At 37.7% G+C, this 16,192-nt stretch carries 11 protein-coding genes; 3 read left to right on the forward strand and 8 right to left on the reverse strand.

Features of this window, described 5'->3' with window-relative positions; all coding sequences use genetic code 11:
• Positions 1 to 196 precede the first annotated feature (196 nt).
• Together WA1_RS13105 and WA1_RS13110 are read left to right on the forward strand one after the other, a co-directional pair.
• Positions 197 to 970, forward strand: coding sequence for a metal ABC transporter ATP-binding protein (locus WA1_RS13105; RefSeq protein WP_017745199.1), 774 nt, complete (start codon positions 197 to 199; stop codon positions 968 to 970).
• A 30-nt stretch (positions 971 to 1,000) separates the two neighbouring features.
• Positions 1,001 to 1,825, forward strand: a complete 825-nt coding sequence (locus WA1_RS13110) for a metal ABC transporter permease (protein ID WP_017745200.1) — start codon at positions 1,001 to 1,003, stop codon at positions 1,823 to 1,825.
• Here WA1_RS13110 and WA1_RS13115 read toward each other — a convergent pair.
• The 5 genes from WA1_RS13115 to WA1_RS13130 all read right to left on the reverse strand — a co-directional run bounded on the left by WA1_RS13115 (position 1,810) and on the right by WA1_RS13130 (position 12,395).
• Positions 1,810 to 2,931 carry a precorrin-8X methylmutase gene (locus WA1_RS13115; protein ID WP_017745201.1) on the reverse strand — a complete coding sequence of 374 codons (1,122 nt, stop codon included), beginning with the start codon at positions 2,929 to 2,931 and terminating at the stop codon, positions 1,810 to 1,812. The two genes, WA1_RS13110 and WA1_RS13115, sit on opposite strands and share 16 nt — an antisense overlap.
• 1 nt (position 2,932) lies before the next feature.
• On the reverse strand, positions 2,933 to 3,109 hold the full coding sequence (locus WA1_RS52715) for a helix-turn-helix domain-containing protein (RefSeq protein ID WP_017745202.1): 177 nt from the start codon (positions 3,107 to 3,109) through the stop codon (positions 2,933 to 2,935).
• 215 nt (positions 3,110 to 3,324) lie between these two features.
• Positions 3,325 to 3,990 carry a macro domain-containing protein gene (locus WA1_RS13120; RefSeq protein ID WP_017745203.1) on the reverse strand — a complete coding sequence of 222 codons (666 nt, stop codon included), beginning with the start codon at positions 3,988 to 3,990 and terminating at the stop codon, positions 3,325 to 3,327.
• Positions 3,971 to 9,835 carry a DarT ssDNA thymidine ADP-ribosyltransferase family protein gene (locus WA1_RS13125; protein ID WP_017745204.1) on the reverse strand — a complete coding sequence of 1,955 codons (5,865 nt, stop codon included), beginning with the start codon at positions 9,833 to 9,835 and terminating at the stop codon, positions 3,971 to 3,973. Before WA1_RS13125 ends, WA1_RS13120 begins: the two co-directional genes overlap by 20 nt.
• Positions 9,828 to 12,395 carry a sacsin N-terminal ATP-binding-like domain-containing protein gene (locus WA1_RS13130; protein ID WP_017745205.1) on the reverse strand — a complete coding sequence of 856 codons (2,568 nt, stop codon included), beginning with the start codon at positions 12,393 to 12,395 and terminating at the stop codon, positions 9,828 to 9,830. The genes WA1_RS13125 and WA1_RS13130 overlap by 8 nt, the downstream gene beginning before the upstream one ends.
• A 626-nt stretch (positions 12,396 to 13,021) precedes the next feature.
• On the opposite strand from WA1_RS13130, the gene WA1_RS13135 reads away from it, so the two are divergent.
• The gene (locus WA1_RS13135) at positions 13,022 to 13,486 is read left to right on the forward strand and encodes a hypothetical protein (protein WP_148662676.1); all 465 of its coding nucleotides are present in this window, start codon (positions 13,022 to 13,024) and stop codon (positions 13,484 to 13,486) included.
• Between the two features lie 74 nt (positions 13,487 to 13,560).
• Here the strand turns inward: WA1_RS13135 and WA1_RS13140 are convergent, their stop codons facing one another.
• The 3 genes from WA1_RS13140 to WA1_RS13150 form a co-directional block, all read right to left on the reverse strand.
• Positions 13,561 to 14,112 carry a hypothetical protein gene (locus WA1_RS13140; protein WP_017745208.1) on the reverse strand — a complete coding sequence of 184 codons (552 nt, stop codon included), beginning with the start codon at positions 14,110 to 14,112 and terminating at the stop codon, positions 13,561 to 13,563.
• On the reverse strand, positions 14,099 to 15,241 hold the full coding sequence (locus WA1_RS13145; RefSeq protein ID WP_336389803.1) for an AAA family ATPase: 1,143 nt from the start codon (positions 15,239 to 15,241) through the stop codon (positions 14,099 to 14,101). The genes WA1_RS13140 and WA1_RS13145 overlap by 14 nt, the downstream gene beginning before the upstream one ends.
• A 129-nt stretch (positions 15,242 to 15,370) precedes the next feature.
• A complete protein-coding gene (locus WA1_RS13150) occupies positions 15,371 to 15,991 on the reverse strand; it encodes a Uma2 family endonuclease (protein WP_017745210.1) in 621 nt (206 codons plus the stop codon).
• Positions 15,992 to 16,192 lie beyond the last annotated feature (201 nt).

The following is a 16,192-nucleotide window of genomic DNA, read 5'->3' on the forward strand; positions in this document are numbered from 1 at the left end:
TATACCATTTTGAATTTTAGATTTTAGATTTTGGATTGAGAAAGTCTTGCTTGGACTTAATTTCACCCAACAATTTGTCTCATTTTTGTTTCCAATTGGGATTAAATGTACCACGATAACAATAATCGTTGTATAATTTTAATAACAATTTAATTTTGTGCCTGTTAAATATGTGATAAGCAATACGAAAATAATTATGCCGATCGCAACAAAAGAAGATGAGGGGGCGGATATCGATAGTTTAGAAAGTATGCTGAAAGTCTATAATTTATCAGTGCGTTATCGAGGAAACTTAGCGCTAGAGGGCATTAGCTTTACTGTAGAACCAAGCCAATCGATTGGTATTATCGGTCCTAATGGGGCAGGTAAAAGTACTTTAATAAAAGCCATGTTGGGGCTGATTCCAATTTGCAGTGGCAGTGTGAGGTTCTGTGGACAACCCCTAAAGCAACAGCTATCAAGAGTTGCCTACATCCCCCAACGCTCGGTCATTGATTGGGATTATCCTACCACAGTCAAGAAAGTGGTGATGATGGGGCGAACAGTACAAACTGGCTTGTTTCGCCGTCCCAGTCGTCAGTCGAGAGAACTTGTGAAGATGGCACTACAGCGAGTGGACATTTGGAACTTACGAGATCGCCCCATAGGACAACTGTCTGGCGGACAACAGCAACGGGTATTTTTAGCAAGAGCGATCGCCCAACAAGCAGACATCTTATTATTTGATGAGCCTTTTACAGGGGTAGATTATAAAACAGAGGAAATTATATTTGATATTTTTAGAGAATTAAAGACTCAACAAAAAACTTTATTAATTATCAATCACGACTTAGGAGATACCTTAAAGCAATATGACCAACTCCTGTTATTAAATAAGCATCTTGTAGCATGGGGTTGTAGAGAAGAAGTTATCACCCCTGTAAATATTCAAAAAGCATACGGACACAATTTTGGATTGACAACCCTATAAAAGCCATTAACCATTAGCAATTAGCCATTTATGAATTTGATACTTGAACCCCTTTCATTTGAATTTATGAGAAATGCCATCATTGTTGGAATTTTGATGGGCATTCTTTGTGCAGTTGTCGGAAGCTATATGATTGTGCAGCAAATGGGTATGATGGCACACGCAATTTCCCACTCAGTTGTTGCAGGGCTGCCAATAGCTTATGTTTTAGGGATATCTTTGTCAGTTGGGGCCGCGATCGCGGGAGTGATAAGTGCAATTATGCTAGCTGCAATTGAAGCTTATTCACGAGTAAAATTAGATTCTGCAATGGCACTGATTTTATCTGAATTTTTGGCAGTTGGAGTGACATTGATAAGTATCTTACCGGGAGCTAATCGCATTGACTTAGTTAATATTCTTTTTGGCAATATCTTAGGAGTTAACCGCGATGACCTCATATTAACCCTAATCTTGACTGGCTTTATTTTGTTATTAACAGCGTTATTCTACAAAGAACTGCTGTTTTACACATTCGATCCATTAGGAGCACAAGCTCAGGGAATGTCAATAAAGATATATTATGTTGGCTTGGTAACAGCTATTACCTTGACTGTAGTTGCTAGCTTGCAGACAGTAGGTTCGCTTTTGGTAATTGCCATGTTAGTAGGTCCAGCAGTTACCGCCTATTTATTAGTAAAGGAACTGCACGCGATGATGATTTGGGGTTCTGTATTTGGTGCAGTCAGTAGTGTTGTGGGAATGTATATGAGCTACTACTTAGATATCCCATCCGGTGCAGCTATAGTGCTGATTGTCTTTGGATTTTTTTTCTTAGCGTTTTTGTTCAGTTTTTCTTATCAACAACTTAAATAGCAATGACAATCGGGTTTCTCAATGAGTGACTCAACCAAGGCATTTAAAGCAGTTGCGGCTAACAAACCACCTCCCAATGTCCCTTCAATTGCGATCGCACCCACAGATAATTGCATCAGTTGCCTTTTAGCCGCCGGAGCATGACTAAAACCAATCGGCATTCCGATGACTAAGGTAGGGTGAATTTTCTGCTTTTGAATCGCTTCACAAACAGATAGTAGTACGCTAGGGGCATAACCTACTACGATAATGCAACCGTCAGAAACTTGCAGTAATTTTTCTTGCCATTCCTGATGTTGCCAAAATTCTTTCTCTGCCTCTGTTGCAGAAGTAATATGGGGGTTATCAATAAGTATTTCAACGTGACAGTTCAAATGAGCTAACCGTGTCATATCCAAAGCAGCAGCTACCGTTGGGATATCTACAACAATTTCACAGCCAGATTTCAAAGCTTCACGGCTAGAGGCAATTGCTTGTTGATTTAATCTTACAAATGATGCTAAGCTAATATCTCCACAAGCTAAGACAAGTTGAGAAATTAAGTCTTGTTCTATTTCAGAGCGGTTGGACAGATCGGGGAGCAAATGTTGTAACGATTCTTGAAAAGCTTCTGGATGAGCGTGAACCTGAGCATCTAATCCACGCCAAAGTTTTTCGAGTCCAGACAAACCCGTCTTTGTTTCCACCTCTAGTAACTTTAATTGCGCTAGAACCTCAGCTTGCATAATTTGGCAATTGCGATCGCGTCCCAATAACCCTTCTAATGCAGATGCAGTTTGCCGCAGTTGAGAAATTTGCTGCATCACTGACTGATATTGCTGCTGGAGTTGCGCCATAAAGCTAGCAGTGGCATCCGTTTCTGGTTCTACTTCCAAAATTTGACGGATGTGGTTGAGTTGGAATCCTTGCTGCTTGAGTGCCACAATACGTTGCAGTCTAATAATATCTTTATCCGTATAAAGACGATAGTTGCTCGAAGAACGCTTTGGTTGTGGCAATAATCCTAATTGATGATAATGGCGTACCATCCGAGGGGTGATTCCGCCACCGACTGCATCTGTAAGTTCTTTGATGGTTAGCGTTTTAGATATTGTGGAATTAATCATATCAAATTTTCTCTTCTTCAAAATCAACCAACTCTTGAGCAGTGCATTTCAAAGCGGCGCAAAGTTTAGCGACTCTTGGTAGCAATTCAACACCATTCCTGTTGTTTTCTTGGTTCCTTACAGTAGACTCAGTTACACCAATCAAGTCAGTAAGCTCTTTTAGTTTAACAAAAGCCATGAACAGCGCAATTACTTATCCAATCAAAAAGTTTAGGAACCGCAGATGAACGCAGATTGCGTGTAAATCATGCTTATTGCACGCTTCACAAAAAATTTTTGAAAGAGACAGTGTTACTTAAGTGGATAACTTGGTGTCTTGAGGAAAAACATCTTTTTTTAAGATTAATTTATTCAATACATTTACTAGCATTTATTCAATCAATTTAATCATTCCTATATTTTTCTATTTTTTAGAAGTAACAAAGTCTTTTCTACTGTAGTGACTCCTATCCCCTTTGTTGATAAAAATCTAGATAAGCTGCATATGCGCTCATCTTCCATCACCTTCTTAACTTTTTTCAGGTAAGCCTTTCCCAAACCAGTTACCTCTATAAGCTCTTCTTCTGAAAGTGAGAAGAAAGTAGATTTGAGTTCAGTAAAGATGTTATCGGGTGAGTCAGGATTGTAAATGTATATTTCAATGGGCAGGTCACATTGTCCAAGATATTTCTTCATAACTTCTAGTGATTTTTCTTCAGGGATCCCTCCATTTTGAGTTCCAAGAAGTGGAAAAGCGATTGAGGTAATTCTCTTTTCCACATATGTGTCTACAAATTTTTGCAAACCTAATTCAAGAAATAGAACCTCTGAAGGTTGTTTCCAATGCTTTTTAGTGGGAAAATTAAGAATCCATTTCTGCTCGGATTTATATAGCCACAGCTTACCAATATCAATGAGCTTGTTCTTGCAAATTTCTACATAACTCTCATACATTTCTGGATATCTCAAACGAAATTCTAATGCGATACCTGCTCCCATTACTCCTACACAGTTGATAGTGTTTACAACTGTTTTGCACTTGGAGGTAAATAAGTTTCCCTTAATGATTTTGAGGCTCATTAGTGTATATTAACCAATCTTTTCCGTATTCTTTAAAATAAACACTCATCCGAGTGTTTGGCTTATATTGTAGCTGAATATTACGGGAAGCTGTGACAGAGGTTGATTCCCCTAGCAAAACTTTAGAGATGTCATGGAATTTAGAACTAATTTCACGATTTAACAGGGTCTCTTGAGTAAATTTAAGATACAATTCCCCCTCGATCATATTGACAGAACTTTCATATTTCTCAATTTCTACCTCAAAATATTGTCCATGATTTGTAATTTTTATATAAGGATTTTCATGATAAAATAAACTTTTATCTAATATATCCTTTTCTTCAAAAACTCTGTGGGCGTATTTGGAATTTCTACCCATAAGATGTAGTAAAAGCTGCTTATCATGAGTGTTTCGACAGATAAGGCTTATGTCCTCTAAATTTAGCTTAGTAAAGTCAAGGTAATGATGAATAATAAATTCTTGTTGAGAGGCTCTCAAAAAAATCTCTTTACCAACCTCCTGTAATGTAGAGTAGACGTGATTAAAATCAAAAGACTCTTTCAAAAAATTTACACTATTTCCATAATGAGATCCTGAAGCAGCAAGGTTTCCATTACTAATACCACATTTACTACCATGTGTTTCCAGTACTCGTTCGAGATTTACGCAGAAGAAAATTGGTACGGGACACAGAGCATAAATTTTTCCTTTTCGCTTACCTAGTGATTCGTTATGCCATTGGGTAGGAGTTTTGGGTCGAAAATAAAAGCGTGCAAAATCTTTGACATCTTTACTAGTATGGGCAATCAAGCTTGCACCCGCCGAATCTCGAAAATTGTTGCACTTGTTCCTTGCTAGCAAGCGTTCGCCTTGAAGAATTGAAACAGCATTCTCAATATGGGTAAAGTGATAAATATATCCCTTCCAAGAAGAGGATTGTCGATTAAGCCCGTCTAGAAGCACACGCGCAAATGCTTCCTGTTCTTGTTGCGCTCGCTCTAAAGAAAAATCATTACGAGTGCAAGTTGATTGGATTTCAAAGAAAGGATTGTAAGCCTCGATTTCTTCATTTTCTCCAGATGTCTCTTTGGGTGGTTCTAGAGAAACAATAACTTTTTCTCGTTCAATGACTATTAATACCATATATTCGAGAATATCTATTATCTGTCGATGGCTGCCAAACCAGTAACCTTCACGGTTAGAATACAAGATTGGTGCTATTTCTTCTCGTTTTTCTCCTCGTAAAAGATAAACATACACTGCTTGACGCTGTTCATCAGTTTGTGCCTGTAACACCCAGATAACAATTTCATCTTTGGAAACACTGTCTCTCCTCAATCGACAAGCATAAAAGAAATTGAGAGCCGTCTGGTTATAGTCAGAGTGAAGAATGCGATCGTCTGGAGCAAACCCAACTAACAAATTTTCTTCAAGAGTATTGGATTGGCTGTCCAACAATTTCTGAGACGTGAGATAAGTGCCAGCCTTAGACAGAAAGCGCACTGTTTCTAAAAAGCTTTGCAGATGACTGAGTTCTGAAGATATATTGAAGCTATTAAAAAATTCTTTTGAAATAAGTTCGCCAATATAACTAGCCTTGTATAGTGTCACCTTTGGTTCATTCATTCCTATTTCGTTTTTCAAAACGTCAAGTAGCTGTAAGTCTGTAACTTTATAACGCCGTTCGTCAAAAGCTGCTTCTAACAGTTTCTTGACTTCTTCCCATCTCTCATGTGCAATGAGGTTACCCTGATACTGTTGCTGGAAATTAGACCAGTTCGCAACTTTTAAAAAACAACTTTGGTCTAAGAGTTTGCCTGTGACTCTGTATTTAACATTATCAAGCGAGATGAGTTGACGGTGATAACTGTATAAACCAGTAGGTAGCGACTGACAACGAGTAATCAAATAACCCATGGTGCGATCGCCTGTCAACATATTACGGATAATGTCAATTCCCTCGCTTTGGTCTTTCTGTTGCCAGCTAACTGCCAAAGTATTCCATAAGAAGTTCCAAAACTCGTACTCGTCAGTATTTGGAATACCTAATGTTGCTGCCAGTGCCTGCCAATTGTCTTCACTAGCGCGTCTGAGGTTATGAAGAACTTCCCCTAGACCCTTCCCTATGCGTCGTGCTAACTGACGGTTACGAGTGGATGACTTCACCAAGCTTTCTCGCCCTGGAGTAATATCTAAGTCAGCATTCAATACAAAACCAAGGAAAAGTTGTTCTCGTGTGGGTGCTGTTACCCAAAAAGTTGGAGTATCTTTAGGAAGCGCGGGATAGAGACGACCGTTTTGCTCAAAAATACCCAAAAGCAACGAAGCGTCTTCTCCCGGAATTCTAAAACATAGCAGTATTGATTCTCGATCGTCACTTGCCCTGCGATACTTACTGGTTTCTACTCCAGGAACATTTAAGACAGGAGATGGATTCCAAGATAAACGCTCTTCTGGATGCTGTTGGTTAATAAATCTACAAGTTTTTATTCCTTTTGCAAAAACTAATAAAATGCTAATAAGCTCTTGAAAATCTTTTACTATATCTTGGACATATCTCTTCTGCTCAAGAGCCAATTCTACAATCGTTGCATCGGGTAACTCAATATAATGCTGTAAGTATTCTCTGAGTTCGTTTGTTTTTTCGTGATTAAGCCGTGATGGTATCAGCCCACCTGCAACAGAAAATCCTAAATTCTTACTAAGCACGCAAGGTTGCTTGCAAGCAAGATAAATGCTTTTAAAGCCCAACCCAAATTTGCCCGTTACACCATCTCCTTTGTCGGAAATATTGAAAGTTAGCATTTTCTCTAAGTCGCGATCAAACCCCTTATCGCGATATTGTATTTCAGGGCGCTCTGGATGTTGAAAACAACCAATCGGTCTGCCAACATGGATAAATAAGAGCTTGTTGTCAGTGCATACTACAATAAATTGCTTTCTCTTTTCCTCCAATTTCTTCGTCGTTGTCATTCCCATCCACTCAATGACTGCATCATCTGCATTTTGAAATAACTCAAAGGCAATACTTTGCAAACGGTAGCCTTGCTCTTTTATCTTTGCTCGCACAGCCTGCCATAATTGCTCTCGCAACTGCTCACTTTCAGAAGACTCACTTTCTAGTAAATTAGATAGCTTAGAAATAAGATTTTCAATTTGCTCATCGAGCTTCTCTGTAGATTTTTTTTGCTGTCTCAGTTCTGCCCTCAAACGGCGCAAGTTATCCCAATGTGTTAAAATGCTATTGATTGCAGAACTCCGCTTGTGTGCGCCTAACATCCTCATTACAGATGGAGCGCTTTCTAGCAAAAGGTTTTTTGCTACTTGAATATCAAGCTGATCTGACTGACATAAATCCTCCCAAATCTCATCAAGTGACAAGGGAGTTAATCTATAAACATCTTTCAAAAGTACTCTTGTAGAGTTTTTCAACAGCTTGATTAATTCCGATGGAATAAACTCCTGGGGTTGAATTGGTATAAGTTCTATATCTGTAACGTCAGGTGCAAGTTTGCTAACGAAAAGATGGGAAGGCCGTTTTGTGTTGGCAAGGCTAACTTTAAAAGTATGTCCTAATAAGGATTGTACATTTCTCGTGCGATCGCTTGCTTGACCTACATGAATGCGAAAAACTCGATTTGGTATTGGTTTATCTTCAAATATCCTCTGACGTATATTGCCTAAATCTCGTTTACCCAAGTAACAGCTAGCGAGATGCTTGACATTACCTTCACCACCATACAGCAAACTTAAAAATGCACCAATTGGTTCTGAAGGGCAATGCAGATCCCAATCGTAGAAGTATTTTTTGAGCACACTATAATTTGTTTCTTCTACTGCTGATGTTAAAGTTGATAAAGCAGCCAAATTGGTTTTTGGTAACAAGTTCAGATAGGAACTCATAATTTCTGCTTGCGTGCTGTCTAAAACAGAAGCAGGATCGATATTGTCCATGTTACCCCAAGTCAATTGGGCAGAAGCCTGCCATTGGCGGTTACGGTTTAGTAGACGAATTTTTTCTATAATCTGTTGAAACCTATTGTACCGCACGGCTAATTCAAGATAGCAATTGAAAACCTTAAGAATACTTTCCTCTGGTTGAGAACTCGTAGAAGCAAGAGTTAGAAATAACTTTACAAGTTTTTCTTCATCAATCTTGCCTAGTAAGTTTGGCAGCAGATATTTCTTAAAATTTTCTATATTAATTTTTTTAGCCAAATTGCATACTGGTAAAAAACATATCTCCAGCTTGTTAAATACCTGAAAAATATCATCTATAGGATATTCGTCAAGCTCAAATTCTCCTAGTTGATACTCTAGAGCCTGTTTGAGCAATTCCCCAACTCTGGCTAAAGCTTTATCTTGAGTTATAAATAACTCCTGAGTCAACCATTGCCAGCAGCTTTCATGCTTGCGGATTGATGTTGTTAGCTGTGAAGACGCAACATAAGTAGAAGGCACTACTAACAGTAACTCTTCAATTTCATTTTTTATAGATGGGTAGTGAAGAACATTGTGAGGATGTACAGCTTTTCCTTGTGCGTCTGCAAGCCATGCAGTTGTCCTAAGACTACTGTCATTGTTGGTATTGAGATGCCGGAAATTGCTGAAAAGATAATTTAAGGCATCGAGAGTAATATGGAGATATTCATGAGGCTGACGCTGTCGTAAAATGAAAGAAATGATATCGTTCTCATACCACCGACAAAAGAGCTTACTTAACTTTTTAAAACTCTTATGAGTTCTAATTTCATCTGTAAGCCGTGAATATTCTGTATACTCATCAGGGCTTAAATCAACTAGTGCAGTTAAATGCTGCTTGAGTTCTTTGGGTATCTCGATAACTTGCTCTGGTGCGATGCACCGCTCTTCTAAGAACAACCATTTCTCTGTCTTGAGCAATAGCTCTAGGTCTTTTTGAATTTCTAAATCTTGAATGGCGTCCAAAATAACCATAGAGAAGCGGCTCCAATATTTGAGCGATTTCTCAGCTTGAGCCAATACCTTTCTAATGACAGTTTCTGCATTCCAATAAGTAAATAACTGGATAACCCAAGCATATGCGCTACTAGTTCGAACGGAATTTGGCAGAATCTTTTCAGGATATTTTGCGCCATCTAAAGAGGCGATCGCTTGCTCGTGTTTCACTAAATTGTCTGGCAGTTTTATAACATCTTGTGGACTGATTCCCCTTCCTTGACATGGTAACCAACTTGTAATTTGTAGCTCTGACCTCCATGATTCTCTTTCTTGGGGTGACATCCTTTGCAGTGCATCTAAAATCAGTTCCCAGTATTCGTGAGGATTTGAGAGCTTTAAAATTGTAGCGATCGCTGTTTGGGGAGTCCAACGTGGAATCCAATCTTGCTTGAGTTCTTGCTTGTTCTCTCGAATCAAAACGACATAATTCTGAAGTCGCTCATCAAAGGAAAAGTCTTGGTTTTCCAAATACATCTTATCTGCTTCAATGCGAACTAGCTGCCCGTTGGTTGCTTCATGTACCTGTAATGCCTTCCATAAGTCTTCATTAGTTGATCTTTGGTTGATATAGCGCAATAACTCATATCGTTCGGATGGGTCTAGTAAATGACCATCTACGCACTCTGGACTTAATTCTCGAATTAAATCAACAACTTGTTCGGGCTGTAATGTAGTAATCCCCAAACTTTGACGTTTAGCTGTAGGAATATGCTCAACTAATACAGAATGGAGCAAGCGCCAAGCCTCTCCTTTTCTTTGCAGAACCTGCTCACCGATTTTCTGCCACAGTGTACTTTCAGAGGAAGTGATATACAAAAGAGTTGTAATATCCTCATACTTCTGTTTATTCCCATGCAACAAATACCGCAGTTCCTTAAACATGATTTATTAACTCCCTTAAAAGATTAACTCGATTTTCAGAAATTGCCAGCTTTGGTTTTGTGGACAGCAGTTGCAAGCAGCTTTTAAATTCACATTTAGGTATACCATTCATACAAGGAAGTTTCTCTAAGACTCTCGCAAGTTTTTCATTAATAAAAATCAACTCACAGTTAGGAAATGCTTCTTGTAAAGCGTTAGCAATTGCTGTTTGCCAAGTTCCCTTAAACAGTAAATTTTTTTGATGCAATTTTTGCAATTGTAAGTACGTGTAAATATAGCTTTTCCTCTGACAGAGATTGAAGCCAAAAAATAACGGAGTATTTTGCAGATTATTAAAAATAGGTACTGGATCGCTAATTTGCTCGAGAATTTCCTCTACAAAGCTTTGAGAAACTGTTTGACTGGATAAGTCTGTCCTTAATAGCTCGCTCAGACAGTTAAGTATAGATATTGTTTGTTGACTACTAAGAATTCCACAACTAGAAGACAAAGGCGAATCAAAGAATGAGTAAATTAATAACAAATCCTCATTACGCTCAAGTATATATAATTTTCTAAAAACTTGTTGTATGGCCTGTTCTTTAGCCTGATTTTTAGCCAAAACTAATCGTTGTTCAGGTCGAATCAGCGCAATTAATTTTTTAAGACTTGAAAGCATTGGTTCTTGTCGAAGTGTTTGTAACTCCATTTTCAAAAACCCTTCACGAACAAGATTTTTTAAAAGTGTTTGTACTTGAGATTGATTGACAATATTTTTTGGTTGATTTAAAAAGCCAACAAGGTAATTCAAATTATCTACATCGGCATAAAATAAATGTATGGTTATAGATGCCAATACAGCACATATTTCATGTTCTTGCCACTTGTAAGAGATTTCATCGGATAGTAAATTAGGTTGCTTATCAAGAATTAGATAAGACTGTTCTGATAATTCGTGTAGTTTGGGAAAGGCTTGCCAATTAGGTGGAATACCAGGAAGCGATCGCACAATTGCATTAGCTGGGATTAACTCCCATGCACTACCGGAGCTTTTTATCCTAAATACCCACTGCTCGAAACTGCAAATACTTTGTTTGTAGGTTGAACTTTGGAAAAAATACGATTTACAAATAGCTTTGCAAAGATTTGATATCTCTTGATGAGATAGATTATGAGTTTTAGTGAAGTGGTGAAGAGAAGGTAGGAAAAGCTTTAAAGTTCCTTTGGTAGCAAGTAAGTAATTCCATTGAGCTATCATCTCATTTTCATTACTAGGAGTGTTTGGAACAACTCCACCATTACGTATATTTTGCAATCCTTCAATATATTTCCTTCCAGAATCAAGAAAGAAATAACCATGAAGAAAAATAGTAAAATCGTTATCCCCATCACAATCAACTTGCTCGTAAGCTTCTTGCTCTGCTTCTTGAGGACTAGACGTGTTTTCATCACTTGCTAAAGGAAGAAAAACCGACCACTGTAAAATTAATCTAGCTTTACATCTATTAATTAAAGATTGTTTAGTAAAAACAACAGCACAGTGAGGAATTGATTTATCAGGCTTACTTTCTTCTTCTGCATTTTCATTTATCGAAGACCTTTTAGTCCAAAAAGGAGATTGTTCCAAATCCTTCCAGAAATTATGAGATACTCTCTCTGGGCGTTGATTGAGTAATGATGCAAAATCATTAGCAGGTAAAATACTTTCTTTGCCTGCAAAATTTATTATCGATGTATTTGTACTGAGACGAACTTTACCTTGCAAGTCATGATCGTCAGGTACAATTTCTTCACTCTCCGTAGGATATAGAAAGCGTTCTAAGTCGTATTTGTCATCTAAGCAGATATTGAATTGCTGTTGTAAAGAACCGCTCTCATTTTCTATCCAGAACTTGATATCTTTAAGATAACGCAGTAATGGTAGTAATTGACCTATTCTTATTTCCATATCCGTAGGAAAGCTTTCCCTCACTACCCTTGTATCATCATAATAATTAGCAAGAATACAACGTTCGTCTGCCATTCTCTGACGAAGGGGAACCCATAAAAGAAAATAATGCAAGCACTCCGATCTAATCAGTTTTTGCTCAATCAAGAAATTTTCTAAATTTTGACGGTCTTGGTATGATAACTCACTCCATCCCGGTCGTTTCGCATCTAATCCTTCAGGGGTTGCCCAAGGATTAATAAATTCACTACAGCCTTCTGGAATACTCTCAGAACGAGCAATGTAGAAAAAGGCTTCACAAAAGTGAAAAATACTTTTCTGCCCCAACCCAAATTTTCCAATCTTTCCTCTATCTTTAGCATTTGCATCAATGCCAAAGCAAGAAATAGCTTCTTGGTCTAATTTGCTAAATGTACCGTTATTAAGGAAGAATAAAGCAGGCGTTTTGAGCAAGGGATGTTCAACTAAGTCAGTCAGTCCCCTCACAATGCCGAAATCTAAAGTGGTTGCGGAACCATCATTAGCATTCTGAATAATTTCTTTAATAATAGGAAAACCTTGCTTGTACCTCTCTCTTAAAAGGCTTTTAATAGTATTGACAATTGTTCCAGGTGGAGTTTTGTAACCTGCCATAAGTAATTACTGTTCTTTTGATTGGGTAGATGCTTAATGTAAAACTAATCTAAACGTTGTTTTTTGATATCCATTTTTTTGAAAAGTCATGACATAAGGTAGCGAGTTATAGCCCTCGCGTTGCATTTCAATAGAGTACACCCCAGATCAACTCTTCCTTTAAAGAGTGCTTGATGTACTCAGATGGAGTGTTTCTGTACCTCACTAAGTTGAAATTTGTTGTATATATCAAGCTATATGCTATCCGTAAGAATTTAACAACGTCATCCCTCGGAATTTACTAGAGACAAAATAAAGCTTGAATTAGGCATCATAGTAAAAAGAATCTTCATAAAATCTTTACTATTCTCTGTCATATGAGATTTATTCAATCAAGAACTTTACTTTTTCCTAAGTACAACAGCTTGAAATACAGAAAATTCATTGTTATATCAATACCTTTGCCAATATAGAAGCCTAGACCAATTTTGCCATTTTTGCCTGGTACAAAAACTTTTGCCATTTTCACCGAAAATTTCCGATCCATGTGTATTCTTGAGGTTAAATGCCAGAATCTCAATGTCTTGCCGTGCAGGCTATTGAATAAAAATTCCTTCCGGAAAACCTGAGGCTGTTTTTTAAAACTAATGATTTTTGCCTTGGAACAGCAAAACGGGCTTTCATCATTAAAGCACCACCACTTTACCCTTCAAAAATGGCGAAGGTATTGTATATATAATACTTATAATAGCCGTGCTATACACATATTGGAAAGTGCGATCGCACTCTCTTACAGTTTAACAAAAGCCATGAACAGTGCAATTATCTATCCCAGTTACTACCGAATTGTTAGATGTGAAAACGGTAGGTGGTTCATTAAAGGAGCAAAACTTTGCAGTCCTAATCACATTCCCATTGGGATGCAGGATGCAGAGAAATACAACATATCAAGTTATGAGTTATTGATTTCTTTATTTCGCATTAATGGAGGAAGAGCAGGGTATTATCTAGCTAACTTGCGCGATAAAAAATATTATTACTGTGGTCTCGACTTGGAGGATGCTAGACGCCTGTTACTTTCTCTTGGTATTGGTCGAGAGGAGCCGCGATGAACTCTTACTGATGGTAGAGCGATCGCTCTACCATCAGTAAGTTCTATTGATAGTTAAACAAGCTGCTTTCATATTTACCTCAACAACTGCATAATTCTTTGTAATTCTTCACGAGCTACTTGAAGTGATAATGGTGTCTTTTCATCTAAATTTAAATAATACTGATTTACCCAGTTTTCAACGTAAGGTTTGCAAGTTGATTCTTCAGAAAATTTTGAATATTCTGCTTCTTCGTCAACACTTTCTCCCTGTAAATAATGTATCCACGTTTCAACATTTCTTTTAGGTATCAATATACATATTGCTTCATTAAGCTGACGTAATTGTTGAGAGTCTGCTTTCAAAGCATCGTCTAGTTCCTTAAGACGTTCTTGTACAGTTTTGTTATCTGCATCAATGACTACAACCAATCCAATTGATAAATAGCTTGACTTACTACGGTATGCTTTGACCTCTGTGGAATATCGTTCCCTAACAAACTGTTCTCCAGACTGACTACCTTTCGGGCAAACCAGAGATCTAATATTTATAGTCGAAAAACCTATGTTATTTAATAAGTAACGAGTGAAAACTTCCTGCTGTCTGTCCTCACATAAAAGAACAATTTGTACTCTACGCTGGCTCATACAGCCAACCTCGAGCAATAAGTTCTGAAATTGGTAGTCCTGTAGACGCAGCTACTTCTTGACCAATCTTTTTTACTCTTACTGGAACATTACTTTGACGCTCAAACCAATATCCTATCGGTGATGCTAAAAGATAATTAATCAATTCAGGATGATGGGAGATGAGTAAAGCCTGCATTTTTTGTTCGCTACACAGGTCGTAGAGTTGGGTGAGCCAAGGTTGAATTTCTGGCAACGCTAAAAAGTTTTCTGGTTCATCTATACATAAAGTATAGTCTTCAGATTGAGTGCCATATAAGAGAGTATATAAAGCAATCAAAACTTTTTGTCCGTCGGACAGTTCGTCAAAGCGATAATCCATTAATTCTTGCTGATAAGAATCTAGAGAAAAACGTAATTTTAAAATTTTATATTCTTCGCTGAATCTCTCAAATTTAAAACTAATAAATCCGTCTAAAACTTCTTTTAAAACAATCATTATTTGTGCTATTTTGCCCTGATCTTGTGAAAGATAGCGATACCAGGAAACAAAATTTTCCATGTGTAAACTCAACCGGGTTTCTTCGCGATCGCTACCATCAACCATTAAATGTGGAATGATTTTGACAATAATGAACCGCTCCATACGTTCTTTAAACCATATTAGCTTCGTGTTATCATCTCTTAAAACTAATGAGGATAATATCGACCGAGACCAATCGAACGGATATACTGAACCTACAGAATAATCATCCTGGAAAAGTCGAACTTCGCCCGACTCAAACTTTAATAAAGGCTGATTATCATACCATAAGCGTTCATACTTAATACGGATCTTTTCCTGTTTATATTCAAGAGCCAGTTCATATTTATAGTTACCCCCATTTCCCAAAATTTCTAATTCAAAAAGCTGAATAGGTATTTTTTGCCAACGAGTACAGTCATGAGATTTGAAAATTTCCTCCACTTTAAAATCACCACTTACAAATACTTGTATTTTCTGTAAGACTTCAAAAATAGTAGATTTACCCGTTCCATTTCCACCTAAAAATAGATTGATTGAGTCAAAATTAAGTTCAAAATTTACCAAGCAACGAAAATTATTAATGTAAAGTCTCTTTAACATTTCATCCTCCATCAGTATTGTCATTTGTTCTCAGTAGGTTGGGTTGAGGAACGAAACCCAACATTTCCTCAAAAACGAAACCCAACATTTCCTCAAAATAGAAATATTTATTATATTGTGCTATCTTATTCTATCGATCCCTCGCTATCTAGTTTATGGCAGCAAATTTTGCACGGAAACACGACCAATTTCACATCCTGCAATAAATAATGGAATCGTTTCTGTGATTTGGTAGTCGTGGCGCTGCTGATAAGTTGGTTCTTCCGACAAGTTGACAGGTTCCGTGTAAACCTCTACTTGTTGCTCTATAAGGTTAACTATCCAATAAACAGGAATATTCGCACGAGCGTATATACGTTTTTTGAGAGTTCGGTCTCGCTCAAGTGTGGAATCAGAAACTTCAACAACCAAGGCAATATCTTTTGCACCAAGATGTTGGTCAAGGTAATCGCGAGTGTCACCTCGAACGATAACAACATCGGGTTCTGGCTCACTATTATCTAAAGTAATCGGTTCTTGTGTATCTACATACCATCCATCGGGTACAAGTTTCTCCAAAATATTCCGAGTCAACTTCGTAGCAACACGGTGTGGTGGATTTTTTGGCATTTTGGGTATGAGCCATCCTTCCAATAATTCTACTGGATCATCTTCAGTAAGGATGCCCTGACAAATCATTTGATGATACTGTTCAATACTGAAGCGCCAAATAGGCTCAGTCGGTACAGCCGGAATTTGCTGGAAATCTATGGCTTCGTTTTGAGTCGAGAACACAAGTTGTTAACTTGACTGCGTACTTTTGCTCCTTATTATAAGACTTTCCAGAGTACCGTTGCTTTTGATAGTTAAAATCTAACTTAAATTGTATGCCCTCTCATCTCTTCCCTCTGCGTCCTCTGCGTCTCAGCGGTTAAATAAATTACTTTTGAACCGAAGAGAACACAGAGAGCGCAGAGAGCGCAGAGAGTGAAGATG

Source organism: Scytonema hofmannii PCC 7110 (genome assembly GCF_000346485.2).
Taxonomy (GTDB): domain Bacteria; phylum Cyanobacteriota; class Cyanobacteriia; order Cyanobacteriales; family Nostocaceae; genus Scytonema; species Scytonema hofmannii.